At 69.9% G+C, this 18,414-nt stretch carries 11 protein-coding genes; 3 read left to right on the top strand and 8 right to left on the bottom strand.

The window, feature by feature from the left end:
- The 3 genes from pelA (at window position 1) to IPN03_11715 (ending at window position 5,584) form a co-directional block, all read left to right on the top strand.
- Window positions 1–3,102, top strand: a complete 3,102-nt coding sequence (gene pelA / locus IPN03_11725) for a pectate lyase (GenBank protein MBK9374370.1) — start codon at window positions 1–3, stop codon at window positions 3,100–3,102.
- Window positions 3,099–4,451 carry a Gfo/Idh/MocA family oxidoreductase gene (locus tag IPN03_11720; protein MBK9374369.1) on the top strand — a complete coding sequence of 451 codons (1,353 nt, stop codon included), beginning with the start codon at window positions 3,099–3,101 and terminating at the stop codon, window positions 4,449–4,451. The genes pelA and IPN03_11720 overlap by 4 nt, the downstream gene beginning before the upstream one ends.
- Window positions 4,452–4,564: 113 nt before the next feature.
- Window positions 4,565–5,584: a fatty acid desaturase gene (locus tag IPN03_11715; protein MBK9374368.1), complete on the top strand. Its 1,020-nt coding sequence runs from the start codon at window positions 4,565–4,567 to the stop codon at window positions 5,582–5,584.
- A 14-nt stretch (window positions 5,585–5,598) separates the two neighbouring features.
- Here IPN03_11715 and IPN03_11710 read toward each other — a convergent pair whose 3' ends face one another.
- From IPN03_11710 to IPN03_11675, 8 genes are all read right to left on the bottom strand, one after another.
- On the bottom strand, window positions 5,599–6,285 hold the full coding sequence (locus tag IPN03_11710) for a hypothetical protein (GenBank protein MBK9374367.1): 687 nt from the start codon (window positions 6,283–6,285) through the stop codon (window positions 5,599–5,601).
- Window positions 6,286–6,341: 56 nt separating this feature from the next.
- Window positions 6,342–8,303: a SpoIIE family protein phosphatase gene (locus IPN03_11705; GenBank protein MBK9374366.1), complete on the bottom strand. Its 1,962-nt coding sequence runs from the start codon at window positions 8,301–8,303 to the stop codon at window positions 6,342–6,344.
- A gap of 117 nt (window positions 8,304–8,420) precedes the next feature.
- Entirely contained in the window at window positions 8,421–9,803 is a 1,383-nt protein-coding gene (locus IPN03_11700; GenBank protein MBK9374365.1) for a glycoside hydrolase family 28 protein, read from the bottom strand.
- 23 nt (window positions 9,804–9,826) lie between these two features.
- Entirely contained in the window at window positions 9,827–10,654 is an 828-nt protein-coding gene (gene kduI / locus IPN03_11695) for a 5-dehydro-4-deoxy-D-glucuronate isomerase (protein ID MBK9374364.1), read from the bottom strand.
- Between the two features lie 8 nt (window positions 10,655–10,662).
- Window positions 10,663–11,826: a DUF4861 family protein gene (locus tag IPN03_11690; protein MBK9374363.1), complete on the bottom strand. Its 1,164-nt coding sequence runs from the start codon at window positions 11,824–11,826 to the stop codon at window positions 10,663–10,665.
- Window positions 11,826–15,305 (bottom strand): carboxypeptidase regulatory-like domain-containing protein, encoded by a 3,480-nt coding sequence (locus IPN03_11685; GenBank protein MBK9374362.1) that lies wholly within the window; start codon window positions 15,303–15,305, stop codon window positions 11,826–11,828. Before IPN03_11685 ends, IPN03_11690 begins: the two co-directional genes overlap by 1 nt.
- A gap of 368 nt (window positions 15,306–15,673) precedes the next feature.
- Entirely contained in the window at window positions 15,674–17,119 is a 1,446-nt protein-coding gene (uxaC, locus tag IPN03_11680) for a glucuronate isomerase (GenBank protein ID MBK9374361.1), read from the bottom strand.
- Window positions 17,120–17,192: 73 nt separating this feature from the next.
- A complete protein-coding gene (locus IPN03_11675) occupies window positions 17,193–18,404 on the bottom strand; it encodes a fuconate dehydratase (GenBank protein MBK9374360.1) in 1,212 nt (403 codons plus the stop codon).
- Between the last annotated feature and the right edge of the window lie 10 nt (window positions 18,405–18,414).

Below are 18,414 nucleotides of genomic sequence, written 5' to 3'. Positions count from 1 at the left end.
ATGCGCGCGCGGCTTCAGACCGGACCTCCCTCGGCGGCGCTCGGGGTCGTCCTGGCCGGGGCGATCGGCCTCTTCGTCGCGACCTCGCCCGTCGCAATCGCAGCCCGGACCGCGAGCGACGCGCCCGCGCGAACCCGTCCCGCCGGGGTCGACCTCGTCGTCGCAGAGGACGGGAGCGGCGACTTCACGACCGTCCAGGGCGCTCTCGACGCCCTTCCCGCCTCGGCCATCCGTACTCGCGTCGTCCTCGTGAGGAAGGGCGTCTACCGCGAGAAGCTCTTCGTGAGGAAGAGCCGGGTCGCGATCGTCGGGGAGGACCGCGAGGCGACGCGGATCGAGTTCGCCCAGCTCCGCCGCGAGTGGCGCGCGACGCACCCGGACGACTGGGGGGCCGCCGTCGTGAACGTCGGCGACGACGTGACCGACCTGATCCTCGCGAACCTGACGATCCGAAACGACTTCGGGTCACGTCACGGCGACCACGACCATCAGTTCGCGATCCGGTCGGGCGGGAACGCGACGCGTATCGTCCTGCTCCACGCGAACGTCCTCGCGGACGGCGGCGACACGGTGAGCCTCTGGAACGCCTTCACGGGGATGACCTACCACGCGTACTGCACCTTCGAGGGTTGGGTCGACTTCGTCTGCCCGCGCGGATCGAGCTTCGTCACGAACAGCCGATTCGTCGCGCACAACCTGACCGCCGCGATCTGGCACGACGGGAGCAAGGACCGCGACCACCGCTTCGTCGTCCGCGCCTCGCGCTTCGACGGCGATCCCGGGTTTCCGCTCGGGCGCAACAATCGCGACGGGCAGTTCTACCTCCTCGACTGCGCCTTCTCGGGAGCGATGGCCGACCTGCCCGTCTACCAGCCCTCCGCGCCCGAGTCGTATGCGTGGGAGCCACGGGCCTTCTTCCACGGCTGCCGCGGAGACGACGGCGATCGCCCCTGGTTCGCCGACAACCTGCAGGACGCCGACTTCTCTCCGACTCCGGCCGAGCTCACGCCGGAGTGGACCTTCTGCGGGCAGTGGGACCCGGAGGGCACGATGCCCGCGGTCCTCCCGTTCGCCGCAGTCCCGCGGCCGCACGACGGAGCGAAGGATGTCCCGCTCTTCGGCACGATGCTCCGTTGGGTCGCGGCACGCGGGGCGACGGCATACGAGCTCTTCTTCGGCCCGGGGAGCGAACCGCCGCGAGCGGTGCGGCTCGACGCGGGGACGACGGGCTGGAAGGCCGGCCCGCTCGCCGCCGGTACGCGCTACGCGTGGCGCGTCGACGCGATCGGGCCCGAGGGAAGGGTCCGCGGCGAGACGTGGGTCTTCACCACCAGCGCTCGCCCGTTCCGGATCGCCCTCGCGGGCGACTCCACCGTTACCGAGCGACAGGGCTGGGGAACCGGATTCGCCTCCCTGCTGGGCGCCGGTGCCACGTGCGCGAATCACGCCCGCGGCGGGCGGAGCACGAAGAGCTTCGTCGAGGAGGGTCACTGGGAGAAGGTCCTCGCCGAAGGGCCCGACGTCGTCCTGGTCCAGTTCGGCCACAACGATGCACCCGGAAAGGGGCCCGAGAGGGAGACGGACGCGTTCACGACCTACCGCAAGAACCTGACCCGGATGGTCGACGAGGCTCGGGCCGCCGGAGCGCGCCCTGTCCTCCTGACGCCGCTCACGCGGCGATACGTCGACGAGGCGGGCTGTGTCCGGTCGGACCTCGGCTTCTACGCCGACGCCGTCCGCGCCGTCGCTCTCGAGGGGCGTGTCCCGCTCCTGGACCTCCACCGGCTCTCCATCGAGGCGGTCGACGCGATGAGCCCGGCGGAGGTCGCCGCGCTCGGCGTCCCGAAGGAGGACGGCACCCTCGACCGGACGCACCTCTCCGCGCAGGGGAGCGCCGTGTTCGGCGGCCTCGTCGCCGAGGAGCTCGGCCGGGTGATCCCCGACCTGGCCGTCGCGTTCCATCCGGCCGGCGCACCTGCCGCGGGAGCGGATTCGACCCCTGTTGCCGGCAGGCCGTCGCAGGAGGCCGGCGACTCGATTCCCGACGGGGCCGCGGAGGGAAAGGACAGGGGCATCTCCGGTGTCCGCTCGCTCCTTCCGCTCCTCGAGCGGCCCACGGCCTGGTTCTCGACGGCCGAGGCGGCGCGGATCGGAGAGAGCCTTCTCCTCTTCCAGCGCTCGAACGGCGGCTGGCCGAAGAACGTCGAGATGACCCGGGCTCTCTCGCCTCGCGAACGGGAGGCGCTCCTGCGTCACCGGGCGGGCGCGGACACGACGATCGACAACGGGGCGACGTACACCCAGGTCCGTTTCCTCGCCCGTCTCTTCGCCGCCGCGCGGGACGAGCGCTTCCGGAAGGGGGCGTTCGACGGGATCGACTTCCTCCTCGCCGCGCAGTATCCGAACGGCGGGTGGCCTCAGTTCTTCCCTCTGCGCAGCGACTACTCACGGCATCTCACGTTCAACGACGGCGCAATGGCCGGGGTCCTCGCCCTCCTCCTCGACGTCGCCCAGGGCCGTGAGCCGTTCGCGTTCGTCGATGGCGACCGCCGCGCACGGGCCGCCCGTGCAGTCGAGAAGGGCACCTCCGCGATCCTCGCCTCGCAGATCGTCACGCGTGGGAATCGCACGGCCTGGGGCGCCCAGCACGACGCAGAGACCCTCGCCCCGCGTCCGGCGCGCACGTTCGAGCCCGTCGCCCTCGCGTCGGCCGAGAGCGTCGGGATCGTCCGGTTCCTGATGAGCCTTCCCGCCCCGTCCCGGGACGTCGTCGCCGCCGTCGACGCCGCCGTCGCCTGGCTTCGCTCCGTGCGCATCGATGGCCTTCGCGTCGAGCGCCGGGGCGCGACGTCGCACCCAGGCGGCGTCGACGTCGTCGCAACGCCGGATCCTGCCGCTCCTCCCGTCTGGGCCCGCTTCTACGAGATCGGGACGAACAGGCCGCTCTTCTGCGGACGGGACGGCGTCGTCCGGTGGAGCCTCGCCGAGATCGAGCACGAACGGCGGACCGGCTACGCCTGGTACGTCGACGCACCGGCCGCCCTCCTCGCGAAGGACTACCCCGCCTGGAAGGCGAAGCACGCCATGGAGGCTCCACGATGACGGACGAAACCCCCACCCCGGCCGGCTCCCCTTCCCGCCGCGAGTTCCTCTACGCCGCCGGCGCCGCGGCCGCTGCGGCCGCGATCCCCGCCCGCGCTGCCGCCGAACCGGCGCGCCGAACCCGCTACGCAATCGTCGGCACGGGGCACCGCGGCAGCGGCATGTGGGGTGCCGAGGCCCTGAAGCGCCACGGCGACACGCTCGACCTCGTCGCCCTCTGCGACGTCAACCCGCAGCGCGCCGAGGCCGCGAACACCCTGATGGGGACGAAGGCGCCCGTCTACGCCGACCTCGACCGGATGCTCGACGCCGTCAAGGTCGACCGGATCGCCGTCTGCACGGTCGACGCGACCCACTCGGCGGTCATCGCGAGGGCCCTCGACCGCGGCGTCGACGTCGTCACCGAGAAGCCGATGGTCACGGGCCTCTCGCAGTGCAAGGCGATCCTCGACGCCGAGCGGACGAACCGGCGGAAGGTCGCCATGGCCTTCAACTACCGCTACTCGCCCAAGCTCGAGAAGATCTGGTCGCTGCTGCGCACCTCGGGCCTCGGGAAGGTCACGTCGATCGACTTCTCCTGGTACCTCGACGTCTTCCACGGGGCCGACTACTTCCGCCGCTGGCACCGGCTGAAGTCTCAGGGCGGCAGCCTCTGGCTCCACAAGGCGTCGCACCACTTCGACCTCGTGAACTGGTGGCTCGGGGCCGATCCGGTCGAGGTCTCGGCCTTCTCCAACCTCCGCCGATACGGGAAGAACGGCGCGCAGCGGCACACCCACTGCCGGACCTGCCCGCACAAGGCGTCGTGCGAGTTCTTCTTCGACATGACGGCGAACCCGCGCCTGATGGCCCTCTACGCCGGCCCGGCCGGCGCCGACGGCTACCTCCGCGACGGCTGCGTCTTCCGCGAGGACTGCGACACCTGGGACACGATGCAGGCCGTCATCTCGTACTCGAACGGCACGACGATGTCCTACTCCCTGAACGCCTTCATGCCGTTCGAGGGGTTCCGCGTCGCCTTCAACTGCGAAAAGGGCCGCATCGAGGTTCGCGACTACGAGCGGCAGCCGTGGGAGGTGCCGTACGAGACCGAGATCCTCGTCGCGCGGAACTTCGCGAAGGACGTGGAGCGGATCACGCTCCAGAAGCTCCCCGGCGGCCACTCGGGGGGAGACCCGCGCCTCCTCGACGCGGTCTTCGGGACCGCCCCCGTCCCGGACCACCTCCACGTCCCCGACTCGCGCGCCGGCGCCATGTCGTGCCTCACCGGGATCGCGGCCCGCACGAGCTCGGAGACGGGAAAGCCCGTGAAGATCGCCGACCTCGCCCCCGCCGCAGGACTCGCTTAGAGGGGGGGTCAGGTCTACCTTCTACACTCTACGGTGGCCCGTAGAGTGTAGAAGGTAGACCTGACCCCGTCTTCGCACCCTCTTCGGACGACAATGCGCGGAGAGGGCTTGCCATGACGAGCGTCGCCGACACATCGGTCTCTGGTTCCGCCGGTCCCCGCAGGGACGACTTCTCGTATTCGACAGCCCGCGAGCCCCACGCCGGACGGGCCAGGGAGATCCTCAAGCGGCACCCCGCCATTCGCGAGCTGGTCGGTCGGAACCCGTGGAGCGCGCTCCTCGTGCTCCTCCTCGTCGGCGTCCAGGTCGGCGCCGCGTGGCTCCTCAGGGACGCGGCCATATGGGTCGTGCTCGTCGCCGCGTTCGCCGGCGGCGCCTTCGTGAGCCATACGCTGTGGGTCCTCATTCACGAGTGCGCGCACAACCTCGTCTTCCGGAGCAGCACCTGGAACCGGGTGATCGCCATCGTGGCGAACCTCCCTCACCTCCTCCCGAGCGCGCTCTCGTTCCAGAAGTACCACCTGAAGCACCACGCCTTCCAGGGCGTCTACGAGCTCGACGCGGACCTCCCGAACCTCTGGGAGGCGCGCCTCGTCGGCCGGTCGTTCGTGGGGAAGGCGATCTGGCTGTTCCTCTTCCCGATCTTCCAGGTGTCGCGGCCGCCGCGGCTGAAAGAGATCCGCCTCTTCGACGGCTGGGTCTTCGTCAACATCGCCGCGCAGGTCGCCTTCGACGTCCTCGTGCTGATGCTCCTCGGGCCGAAGGCGCTCCTCTTCCTGGGCGCGGCGTTCTTCTTCTCCGTAGGGCTCCATCCCCTCGGCGCCCGGTGGATTCAGGAGCACTACCTCGTCAACGGGGACCAGGAGACGACGAGCTACTACGGCATCCTGAACATTCCCGCGCTGAACGTCGGGTACCACAACGAGCACCACGACTTCCCGTCGGTGCCGTGGAGCCGTCTCCCCGCCGTCCGGAAGGCGGCGCCGGAGGCGTACGACACCCTCTTCTGGCACCGCTCCTGGACGCTGCTGCTCCTTCGGTTCCTCTTCGACCCGAACCTCTCGCTCTGGTCGCGGGTGGTCCGCGCGGAGAGGGGCGGCGTGAGCGTCGCGGCGCTCCCTGCCGCCCCGTAGACCCTCCCGACTCTTCAGGCCCCGTCGCTGCCGGCGTTCCTGTCGAGAAGCACCGCGACCCGCCAGCTGGCGTATGCGAAGAACGGGGCTGCGAGAACGTCGATCGTGTAGTGGACGTGCTGCCAGAGGACGCACGCGGCCACGGCCGCCGCAGAGGACAGGAAGAAGGCCCTGGAGCGCCAGCCCGATACCGCGAGCCCCAGCAGGAAGAGGGTGGAGGTGTGGCCCGAGAAGAACAGGTCCTTCGTCAGGAGCTTCCCCGGCCCGAAGAGGCGCACCAGGGGGTCGTTCAGCGGGATCATCCCGGGCGGCGGATCCAGCGGGGTGACATACATGGCGGCGATGCGCAGCAGCACCATGACGGCGTAGGCCTGGAGCGCCAGCACGAGCCCGCGGGGCTGAGTGGAGAGCCGAACGACGCCGATGACGAGACCGGCGTAGATCAGGCCGAAGGTCAGCCACGTCAGGTCTCGTGGCGCGAGCACGGCCAGAACGGGATCCGGGAGCGTCACGCCCGGCCGCGCCTCGACGACCTCGAGGAACCGGGTGAGGAGAGCGAGAACGCCGACGAGAGCCGGCAGCGTGAGCGCGAGGCGGAGCCGAAAGCCCGGGTTGCTCCAGGCCTCGCGCCACGCGCGTGCCACCGGCGTGTTCTTCCGGGTCGCCGGCTTCCGGGAACCGTTGCCGGAGTTCTCCGTCATCTCTTACTCACCTCTTCTGCGGCCGGGCTGAGGCCCGGACGCCGGGAAGCGTACGCTCAGCGCGCAGGGTGCGTCGGATGGGCGGACCCGTGCGTGACCCGCACGACGACGAACGTGACGTCGTCTTCGAGCGGCCGCAGGGCCCGGGCACGCGCAAGCGCCGCTCCGAGGGCGTCGACGACGTCGTGCGCGTTCGCGCCGGAAGCCGCCTCAGAGAAGGCCCTCGCAGCCCCGTCGTAGCCCAGCTCTCCGCCGTCCGCGGACCGCAGCTCGGCGAGGCCGTCGCTCGCGAAGAGGAGCGTGTCGCCGGGCCCGAGCGACGTCCGCCTTTCCTCGTAGCGCCCGGCCAGCCGGCCCCCCAACGGGAGCCCGCCGGCGCCGAGCTCCTCGACCGCACCCGTCCCCGCGCGGTGAACGAGAAGCGGGGGCATCGCCGCCGAAGCGAATGCGACGTCGCACGGCGAGACGCGCGCGAGGGCGAGGCACATCTTCAGCCGCTGGAGGCTCATCGCGGAGAGGACGCGGCCGCACTCCGCGAGCAGCTCGGGGAGCGTTCTGCCGGCCGGCATCGCGGTGAAGAGCGCTTTCGCCACGGTGACGAGGATCCCCGGAGCGAGGCCGTGCCCTGTCGCGTCGCCGAACGCCACGAGGATCGACCCGTCGCCCTCGGAGCGCAGGTCGTAGAAGTCGCCACCCACCTCGGCTGCCGTGTGCGTCGCCGCGGCGACGTCGAGGCCGGCGACCCTCGGGAGGACCCGGGGGAGCATCGAGAGCTGCAGCTCCCGCGCGCGTTCGAGCTCGCGGCCCTTCCGCTCGCTCTCCGCCGCGACGACGCGCGCCTCGCCGAACGAGCGTGCGAGGTAGAGCGACATCCCGACCGCGGACGCCACGATGCCGAAAGCGTAGACGGCACGGGTGCCGGCGACCGACTCCAGGACGCCGACGACGATCAGGACCTGCAGGACGATCGTGAGCAGGAGAACGGCGAAGCTCGCCAGGAAGATGCCGGCTCCCCGGCGGTCGATCGTCCGCCCGCTCCCTTCGATCCGCAGGACCTCCACCACGACGGCGGCGAAGAAGGGGATCCAGGCGTATCCCGCGATGGGCGGCAGGACATACGAGGCGACGAGAAGGAACAGGCCGGACCCCGCGAAGAGTCGCCACGTGCGCGGGTACGGCATCGTCCGGACCGCGTAGTAGGTGAGCAGGCCGAAGAGGATGGCGAGGACGGGGATCCCCTGGATGAGGGCATCGAGCGTCTCGCGCTGCGCCATGGTCGCGAGGAGCTTCTCTCGGTACTCGCGCAGCACGACGAGCGCGAAGGCGGCCATCTCGATCGCGTAGAAGAGGTTCTCTCGCGCACGGCGATCGAACGCGTAGAGGGCGAGATGGAGGAACGCGAGGAACGCGGGGAGCGCCACGATCGCTCCCCTGAGGCCGTTCAACCAGCCGGGTTCCACCCCTGCGGCAGGATCCCGGCCGGGCACGGCGAGCGAGAGCTGGAAGCCGATCCCGTCCCCCGATGCGGGTACACCGACCGGAAAGACGTAGCGGACCGCGAGCACGTGGTGCCGACCGGGAAGCGTCACGAGGCTCGACTCGCGGCGCGGCGAAGGGAGCTCGGGAGGGGACTGGCCGCGCCCGGCGCTCAGGACGAGCCGCCCGTCGAGGAAGACCTCCGCGGCCCCGGGCGTCTCGAGCCGGAGGGCGAGGGCCGAGCCCTGGAGCGCGGGCTCGACCAGCAGGTGGCGCCGAAACCAACCGATGCCGGGCCAGCCCGGCGGCGCCCCGTCCGAGAGCGTCGGGAGGACGACCTGCCAGGTGGAGTCGTCGTGGCCCGGGGCCTCCCGCCCCGCAGCGTCCCCGGGCGCGTATCGCCAGGCGAATCGGAGGACGAGCCCCTCGGAATCGGCAACCTGCGAGGCGCGGACCCGGACGGGCTTCGGTTCCTGCGCGCGGGCCGGACCACCGACGCCGAAGAGCAGGAGCGCCGGGAGGAGGAGGACCTTCACGCGCATCGCTGCGTTCCTATCGTACGCGGAATCTCGCCAGCCCATTAACGGGGTCTGGTCTACGTTCTACACTCTGCGGCCCGCAGAGTGTAGAGCGTAGACCAGACCCCCAGGCGATCCGCCCTACTTTCGAGGCGACGCCGGGCTGGGGCGGAGCGTCACGTTGCGCAGGTCGAGGTCGACGGTCCCCTCGATCCGGTTCCCTTTCGCGACGCTGCCGAAGGCGCTGTCGGAGACGGCGATCCCGCGGAGGGGTGCCCCGTCGAGCGCCCTGAGGAAGAGGGCGTGGACCGCCTTCCCCACCGTCATCCGTTCGACGCGGACGTTGCGGACCGTGGGCGGGAACGTCCCGTTCGCCCCTTCCTCGTAGAGCATGTCGATGTCGATCGCGTTGCCGACCTCGCCGATCGTCACGTCCCTCACGAAGACGTTCTCGACGATGCCGCCGCGCATCGCGTTCGTCTTGATCCGAAGCCCTCGTTCGAGGTCCGGGCTCGACATCTCGCACGTTTCGACGAAGACGTCGCGCGCCCCGCCGCTGATCTCGCTCCCGATCGTCACGCCGCCGTGCCCCGCCTTCATCGTGCACCGCCGCACGACGACGCGCTCCACCGGGGTCGCCAGGCGCCGCCCGTCGGCGTTGCGCCCCGACTTCAGCGCGATGCAGTCGTCCCCGGTGTCGAAGAGCGAGTCCTCGATGAGGACGTCCGACGAGGACTCGGGGTCGCAGCCGTCGTTGTTCGGGCCGTGCGAGACGACCTTGACGTTCCGCACGGTGACGTTCTGCGAGAGGACCGGGTGGATCACCCAGAACGGGGCGTTCGTGATCGTGACGCCCTCGATCAGGACGTTGCGGCAGCGGTACGGCTCGATGAAGGGGGGCCGGAGGCGGCTGCCCTCGCCGAAGACGCGCTCGGAAACCGGAACGCCGTCCTCCGCCATCCGGAGGAGGCGGTCCCGGTCGGCCTTCTGGCTCTCGGGCCCCTTCCCTTTCCAGGGCCACCAGTGTTCCGGGCCTGCGCCTCCGTCGAGCGTCCCCTCGCCCGTCACGGCAATCGACTCTTCCTCCAGGGCGTAGACGAGGGGCGAGTAGCCCATCAGCTCGATCCCCTCCCAGCGCGTGAGGACGGGCGGCAGGTAGAGCGCCGAGTCGGTCAGGAAGCGGACGACGGCCCCCTTTTCGAGGTGGAGGTTCACGTGACTCCGCAGCCGGATCGGACCCGTGAGGAACGTCCCGGCGGGGACGACGACGCGCCCGCCACCCGCCTTCTGGCAGGCCTCGATCGCTTTCCGGAAAGCCGCGGACGCGTCTTTCAGCCCGTCGCCCTTCGCGCCGAACTTCGTCACGGCGAAGTCCCTCGCGGGAAACTGGGGCGCAACGATGCGCGAGAGGATCGCCGGCAGCCGCGCCCACGGATCGTCGGCCGCGGGCGCCTGCGCGCCCAGCGCCGGGGCGAGGGCCGAGAGGAGGGCGAGCGCCGCGATCGCGGCGGAAGGCGCGCGGATAGCCCGGACGAGGCGCCGCACGGTCACAGCTCCGGGAGAGGGACGCCCTGCATGTCGTCGAACTCCTGGTTCTCGCCCCCCATCGCCCAGACGAACGCGTAGCGGCTCGTCGCGGCGGCGAAGTGCATCGACCAGACGGGAGAGAGGACGACCTGGAGGTTTCTGACGACGAGATGCCGCGTCTCCCCGGGGCGCCCCATGAAGTGGAAGACCACCGCGTCCGGCTCGAGGTCGAAGTAGAGGTAGATCTCGGTCCGCCGCGCGTGCCGGTGGGGCGGCATCGTGTTCCAGACGCTGCCCGTCTCGAGATCCGTCACCCCCATCACGAGCTGCCCGGTCGGGAGCGCCGCCGGGTGGATGTACCGGCGGAGCGTCCTCACGTTCGCGCGGGCCGGCTCTCCGAGCCGGAACGTCTGTGCCTCGGCGGGCGTCACCTTCCGGGTCGGGTGCTCGGCGTGGCACGGGTAGCTGACGAGGTAGAAGAGCGCCGGCGCGGCCGCCGCGTCACTCTCGAAGACGACCTGCTTGGCGCCGCGGCCGACGTAGAGGGCGTCCCGGTGCGCCAGCTCGTGGACGACCCCGTCGACCGTCACGCGTCCGGCCCCGCCGACGTTGACGACGCCGAGCTCGCGGCGCGCGCAGAAGAAGGGCGACCTCAGCTCGGCGGGCGGTTCGAGGGCGAGCGGCGCTGCCGCGGGAACGGCCGAGCCGACGATCGTCCGCTCGCCTTCCCAGTGGAGGAGCTTCACCTCGCCCGGGGCGAAGAGCCCCTCGACGAGGAACGCGGCGCGGAGCCCGGCCGCGCTCATCGTCTCGGCGCGGACGGAATCGACCAGGTATCGGTTTTCCATGTCGGCCCTCACGGGTTCGAGATCTCGACCTTCAGGGGCGAGCGTACCCTCTCGGCGAACGCGGCGATCTCGCGGTCCCACTCCTCGACGGTCTTCACGTCCCCGGCCTGGTCCCAGGCGGACCCCGCCCAGTGAATCGCCGGCCGCCCGGCCGAGGGCTTCCCGACGGCGAGCGTGTTCCCGTCGGCCTCGACGACCTCGGCGAGAAGGGACGGGTCGACGACCAGAGCGAGGCCGAGGTTCCCGTTCTCGCCCTTCTTGACCGGTTCCCAGGACCGGACCGTCCCGGCCGTCTTCTCCACGCGGACCGCGGCCCCGGCCGGCTTCTTCAGCCCGGCCGCGTGTGACACGGTGCCGCCATCGACGGAGTACACGCTCTCGAACCGGTTGAAGCGGGAGCCGGCGTCGAGCGTGACGCGCTTGACCTCCGAGACCTTCGCTCCGCCGGCATCCCAGGCGTCGTACGTCAGCTCGAAGACGAGACGGATCGGCCCGGCGGCCAGGACCCGCGAGTGCCGGAAATTCCGCGCGACGAAGAGGCGCCCGTCCTTCCAGACGCCGCTCCCGCCCGCGCCGCGGCTCTTGCCGGCCGAATAGAAGTCGGCGCCCTCGCCGGTGTCGCGGTGGTAGTCGTCGACCATGAGCCAGTCGTTGATCACGAGGCGCGACGTCCGCTTGCACCAGACGTCGACCGTGCTCGACGTCAGCGGCTCGGCCTGCCACGTCTCGAGCGCCGGGCCGTACATCCGGTGGACCACCCTGTCGTTCTCCCAGAGGAAGTCGTCGTAGCGCTCCCGGGCGAAGCGCCCGTAGACGCGGAAGTCCTCCCTCCGGTACGCGGCGCGCTCGCCCGGCTTCAGGACGTACCGCTTCGTCTCTCCGGGCGCGAAGTCGGCCTGGAAGACGAGGACGTCGTGCGCACCGTCGCCGTCGGAGTCGACCGCCTGCGAGAGGAGCGGTTTTCCCGTCGCCTCGTCGATGACAGCGACCTTCGCGAGCTCGGCGGCCGAAAGACCGGGCGCGGTCCCCGAAGGGACCGCGACGGTTTCGCCCACGCGGGGGCGATCGAGGCCATTCGTCACCGCGAGGCGCGTGGAGGGGCCCGCGGCGAAAAGGGGACCCGCGGCGAGGAGGAGGCTCGCCGCGGGCCGGATCAGGGAGGAGAGGCGCATCAGAAGCTGAGCCGGGCTCCCAGCTGCCAGTCGCGCGGGTTGTTCCGCTGCTCCCGGAAGTAGCCGAAGGTCGCGCTCCGCGGGTTGATGTCCGGGTTCCACCAGACGGTGTAGTTCAGGGCGTTGATCGCCTCGGCCCGGACCTGGAGGGTGACGTCCTGATAGAGGACGAAGGTCTTCGAGATGCCGAAGTCGAGGAGGTGGAGGTCCGGGTACCGGGCGCTGTCGATGACCGTCGGGAACGTCCGGATGTTCGCGTCGCTGACGGCGATGCGCGGGTCCGAGATGAGGCCCTGGGCGTCAGGGAAGTAGAAGCAGGACGTGTTCCATGCGGGCCGGTCGAAGCCGCCGATCTGCCCGTCCTTGTTCGAGAAGTCGGTCTTGACGTCCTCCGGGCTGCAGTTCGGGTCGAAGTAGAGGTTGTTGCTCCAGACGACCGGCTGCCCCACCTGGTACTGGTAGGCCGCCGTCAGCTGCCAGCCGCCGAGGACCGCGTCGAGAATCCCGCTCCAGTTCGAGCCCCACTTCCGGCCCTTTCCGAACGGGAGCTTGAAGATCCCGGCCAGCGTCGCGCGGTGCGGGCGGTCGTCTGGCGAGAGCCGCTTCGAGGGCGCGGCGTCCGTGGGATCCACGTAGGCCAGCTCGTCCATCAGCTTCGACCAGGTGTACGTGGCCAGGACGGAGGACCCGTCCTTGAACGACTTCTGGACCGAGAGCTGCATCGCGTTATACGAGTCCGTCCCGGTGTACTCCTCCACCGCGACCCGGCCGAACTCCGAGTAGGGCCTGAGGAGCTGGCGCCGCTGGATCGTCGAACCGTTGAAGCTGGTCCCCGGGAGGAGACCCTTGTAGGGGTTCGGGACGTTGGTGCTCAGGTACGTCTCCACCGCCGCGTCGCGGGACGCGCTCGTGGAGAGGTACTCCCGCGGGATGTAGTTGATGTCGCGGCGCACCGCGAGGTTCCTGCCCTCGCTGCCGACGTAAGCGGCGTCGAGGCGCCACCCCTTCCCGAGGTCCTGCATGACCCCGGCCGACCAGCGCGTGTACGTCGGGCTCTCGCGGTCCTGCTGCATGATCGACGCCGTCGTCGAGACGAGGTCCCGGCCGTTGAAGGTCGCGAGGCCGAGCGAGGAGCCGGTCGGCGACGTGAGCCCGTTCGGGAAGGGGTTGTTGAGGTCGGCGATGAAGGTCCCGCCGTTGTTCTCCGTCGAGACGAGGAGCGTCGACTGGGAGAACCCCGTCTGGTTGATGTTGTCGAAGAAGTAGGGGAACGAGAAGAGGCCGATGCCGCCGCGCACGACGGTCTTGTCCGTCAGGACGTACGAGGCGCCGAGGCGCGGGAGGAGCTTCGTCAGAGTGTCCCAGGTCGCACCCTGGCCGTAGAGGAGGCCGCCCCGGACCGCGAACTCGCCGACCGGGATCTCGGGGATCGGGTTCTTCGCGTAGGCCGCCTTCGCCGCGGCCTCGACCGGGTTCGAGCTCGTGAGGTCGAAGCCGTAGATGTTCCAGTCGTTCGCCTCCGTGAGCCCGTTGTCGATCTCGAGGCGCAGGCCGGCGTTGATCGTCAGCTTCTTGCCGACCCGCCACTCGTCGTTCACGTAGAGCGCGTTGTTGATCTGGCTGTAGTCGCCGTAGGTGTTCCAGTCGATGAGGCTGTTGCCGCCGGAGGTCGGGAGGCCCAGGAGGAACTGCGCGAGCGCCTGGCCTGCCTGGATGGTGGCGCTGTTGTTGGCACGCGTGTAGGCGCCCGTGAAGTTGTACCGGCCGCCGAGGTAGCCGTCGTCGGTCCTCCACCACTTCTGGTAGCGGAAGTCGTACCCGGCCCGGACCGTGTGGTCCTTCAGGAGCCAGGTGACGGACGGGGCGGCCCCGTAGTTGTAGAACGGGCGGTTGAAGCCCCGCGTGTAGTCGGACCGCTGCGCGCCCAGCGTCGCCATGCCGGCGATGTCGAACCGCGGCAGGTAGTCGTAGCCCCGAAAGAGCTCGACGGTCGCGGCGTCGAAGCCGAGCGAGGCGGGGTCGAAGTCCTGGGACGGGCTCCGGCGCTCGCCGAACTTCGAGTACGAGAGGCGGACGTCCCCGATGAGCGAGGAGGAGAACGTCCCGGTGTAGCCGAGCGTCGTGCCGAAGTTGTCGCGCGTGTCGACGCCCTGCGTGACGGCGAAGTCCTCGACGACGCCGGCCCAGTTGTACCGGTCCTCGAGGCGCTGGTTCCAGTAGCCGTTCAGGAACAGCTGGTGCCCGCCGGAGAGGCTCTGGTCGATGCGCCCGATGACGGAGTTGTAGTCGTAGGTCCGGTCCTGGGGCGAGTAGTAGTTGTTCGACTGGTCCGACTTCCCGGCCTGGTTCGGCATCGGGTAGTACTTCAGGAGGGCGAGCGCGATCGGGTTGAGCCGGTTCGTCGGGATGATGTTCCCGGCGAACGCCGTCCGGTTCGACGTCCCCGTCAGCGGGTCGTAGATCTTGATGCCGAGCCCGAGGAGCTCGGAGAAGTCGCCCTTGCGCATCTTCTCCGTCGGGACGGTGTACGTCGCCGGCTCGCCCGTGAGGTCTTCCAGCTTTTCGTACGCGACCATGAAGAACGTCGAGTCCTTGACGACCGGCCCGGCGATCATCGCGGCGAAGCGGTCGTAGTCGCGGCTGATGACGTCCTGCCCCTGCTTGTGCTGGAAGGGGGACTTGGCCGTCCGGTCGCTCGAGCGGTTGAAGTAGGAGGCCGCCCCGTGGAACTGGTTCGTCCCGCTCCGGAGCGCGAGGTTGATGACGGCGCCCGCGGTGTGGCCGGACTGGGCGTCGAAGGCGTTCGTCTCGACCTTGAACTCCGAGATCGCCTCCGAGGGCGGCGAGAAGCCGACGCGCCGGTCGGAGACGATGTTCGGGGCGCCGTCGAGCGTGAAGTCGTTGCCGCCCCTCACGCCGTTCGCGACGACGCCGCCGAGGTTGGCGTTGTCACCCGGGCGCGAGAAGTGGAGGTCCGACGCCTCCGAGATGCCGGGCGCGATGCGGCTCAGCATGTAGGCCGTGCCGTCGGCCAGCGGCAGCTCCTTGATCTGCTCCCGCGTGACGACCTGCCCTGTGACCGGTGAGGTCTGGTCGAGGAGCGGGGCGCCGCCGGTGACGACGATTTCCGAGGAGACGCCGATCGTCATGATGAGATCAACCGTCAGGACGGAACCGACGTTGACGGAGATCCCCTTCCGGGCGGTCGGCTGCAGCCCGGTCAGCTTCGCCGTCACGTCGTACTTGCCGGCGTTCAGGTAGGGGACCCGGTAGAAGCCCTTGGCGTCGGTCATCGCGTTCGCGGAGACGTTCGTCTCCACGTTCGTGACCGTGACGGACACCCCGGGCAGCTCTCCGCCCGAGTTGTCCACGATCCGCCCCTTGATCGTCCCGCGGTAGTCCTGTGCGAGCGCGAAGGAGCTGATGCCGAGCAAGAGCACCCAGAGGATCGTATTGAGCGAGCGAATCCGCGGTGTCATGGCGCCTCCTGTTTCCGCGTCACGGTCGAGTCGGTTCCGGTCGGGGACGGCCTGCAGCCAGGTTCGATTTGCCACCGCAATTCGTATCACCACGAGAATCGTCGTGTCAAGCAGTTGTTTTACCAATTTTGAAAATCTTTGAAGTCGTGCGGATTCCGGCAGGTCTGCCTGCGGCGCTCAAAAAGGGGTGCAGATCAGCCCGCTAAGTGATCTGCCGGGCTCCCGGGTGTCCCCCGGCAGCCTCGTAAGTGGTCAGACCGAATGATTTTCCTTCTCGGCGTCCACCTGACCGAAAGGCTCGCAGGGACGGGAGGGGGGGCGGCGTCCCGGTCCCACCCGGACGCCGCCTCGTCTCACCGAAGCTCCGGTCAGGCCGCCCGGGACCCCGCGTCCCGGCCGAGCCGGCCGAGGGGGATCCCGAGGTAGCCCTTCGCGTTGAAGAACGACACGTCTTCGACGAGCCGGCCGAGGAGGGCCCGGTCGTCGGGGAGGAGACCCCTCTTCACGTCGCTGCCGAGGATCTCGCACAGGAGCCTCCGGAAGTAGTCGTGCCGGGAGTAGGAGAGGAAGCTCCGCGAGTCGGTCACCATCCCGATGAAGCGGGAGAGGAGCCCGAGGTTCGACAGGGCGCCGATCTGCCGCTCCATCCCGTCCCTCTGGTCGAGGAACCACCAGGCCGAGCCGTACTGGAGCTTCCCGGGGACGGTCCCGTCCTGGAAGTTCCCGATCATCGTGGCGAAAAGCTCGTTGTCGGCCGGGTTGAGGTTGTAGAGCACCGTCTTCGCGAGGTGGTCCGCCTCGTCGAGCCGGTCGAGGAACCGCGCGAGCGACTCGGCCTGAGGGAAGTCCCCGATGGAGTCGAAGCCGGTGTCGGGCCCCAATGCCCGTCGCATCCGGGTGTTGTTGTTCCGGAGGGCGCCGAGGTGGTACTGCTGCACCCACCCGCGAGCGTGGTCCATCAGCGCCAGCTCGTGGAGGAGGGCCGACTGCAGGCGGCGCGACGCGCCCGCCTCCACCCCGCCCCCGCCCCGCAGGGCCACGAACGCAGCGGCGCACCCGTCCGTGTCCCAGTCTTCCGCCTCGATCTGCGTCAGGCCGTGATCCGAGGCGCGGCACCCCGCGGCGTGGAACGCGGCGTGCCGGCTGTCGAGGGCCTCCAGGAAGGCCTGCCAGCTCCCGATGGAAAGGCCGGAAGCGGCCTCGAGCCGGTCGACCCACGCGTTCCAGGCGGACGGGTCGTCGACCGCCCCCGCCTTGTCGGGCCGGAACGTCGGGAGGACCACCGTGTCGGGGTCGGGGCGTTTCGCCAGCTCGGCGTGGTGCGTGAGGTCGTCGACCGGGTCGTCGGTCGTACAGACGGTGGCGACCCGGAACTGTTTCAGGAGGCCCTGCGTCGTGAACAGGGGCCCTGCGAGCTTCTCGTTCGTCCGCTCCCAGACCTCGGCCGCCGTCCGCTCGTCCAGGAGGAGGTCGATCCCGAACGGGCGTTTCAGCTCCATGTGCGTCCAGTGGTAGAGCGGGTTGCGCAACGTCGCCGGGACGGTCCGCGCGTACGCCTCGAACTTCTCGCGGTCCGTGGCGTCCCCGGTGCAGAACCTCTCGGGGACCCCGTTCGTCCGCATCGCCCGCCACTTGTAGTGGTCCCCCTTCAGCCAGATCTCGGTGATCGTCGCGAAGCGGTGGTCCGTCGCGATCTCGGCGACCGGGAGGTGGCAGTGGTAGTCGATGACCGGCAGGTCGCGCGCGAAGCCGTGGTAGAGCTCCGTCGCGACGTCGGTCGAAAGAAGGAAGTCGTCGTGGATGAAGGGCCTCATGGCCTTGTCTCCTCAGGAGAAGGCCGCGGAACGCGGCTTTCTCCGCTCGTGGTGCGCGATGCGCATGGACAACTCAGTCCCGCCAGGCGGCGCCGCCCGGAAACTCGTACCTCTCGAGGGACTCGGGCTTCATCGCGATGCTCGTCCCCGGCGCCTCGGGCGCGACGTACCGGGCGCTCCGCACGACGCACGGGTCGAGGAAGTGCTCGTGCAGGTGGTCGACGTACTCGCAGATCCCCTCGTCGCGGCCGCCGAGCGCGATGGCGTCGAAGAACGAGAGGTGCTGCACGTATTCGCAGAGGCCGACGCCGCCGCCGTGCGGGCAGACGGGGACTCCGAACTTCGCGGCGAGGAGGATGACGACGAGGGCCTCCGAGACACCCGCCATCCGGCACGCGTCGACCTGGAGAAAGCGCAGGGCCCGTGCCTGCAGGAGCTGCTTGAAGACGACGCGGTTCTGGCAGACCTCTCCCGTGGCGACACCGACCGGCGCCACCGCACGCGCGATCGCCGCGTGGCCGAGGACGTCGTCGGGGCTCGTCGGCTCCTCGATCCAGTACGGGTCGAATCCCGCGAGCGCCTTCACCTGCCGGATCGCCTCCGGCACGTCCCAGCACTGGTTGGCGTCCAGCATGAGCCGCCGGCCCGGTCCGATCTCCTCACGCATGAGCGCGGCCCGGCGGGCGTTCTCCTCGAGGCTCGGGCCGACCTTCATCTTGAACGCGGTCCACCCGTCTGCCACCGCGTCCCGGCAGAGCCGCCGGACCTTCTCGTCGGAGTAGCCGAGCCAGCCGGTCGACGTCGTGTACGCCGGAAAGCCGTTCCTGAGAAGCGCGTCCTCGCGCTCGCTCTTCCCGGCGGCCCGCTCTTCGAGGAGACCCACGGCGTCTTCCGGCGTCAGCACGTCGGTGACGTAGGAGAAGTCGAGAGCGGCGACGAGCTCCTGCGGCGGGAGGTCGACGAGAAGCTTCCACAAGGGCTTGCCGGCCCGGCGTGCCTGGAGGTCCCAGGCCGCATTGACGAGCGCGCCCGTCGCCATCTGGAGGATCCCCTTCTCGGGGCCGAGCCACCGCAGCTGCGAGTCGGTCGTGAGGTCGCGAACGAGGCTGAGCATCCCCGACGGGAACGGGTCGAGGTCGCGTCCCTCCAGGTGGTGCGCCAGGGCTTTCACCGCCGCGACGCAGAGCTCGTTGCCGCGCCCGTTCGTGAAGGTCAGCCCGTGCCCTTCGAGACCGTCGTCCGTCCCGAGAGTGACGTAGGTGGCCGAGTAGTCCCCCTCGTTCATCGAATCGGAG

The organism is Holophagales bacterium, assembly GCA_016719485.1.
GTDB lineage: Bacteria > Acidobacteriota > Thermoanaerobaculia > UBA5066 > UBA5066 > UBA5066.
This window is presented reverse-complemented; position numbering and strand designations above follow the sequence as displayed.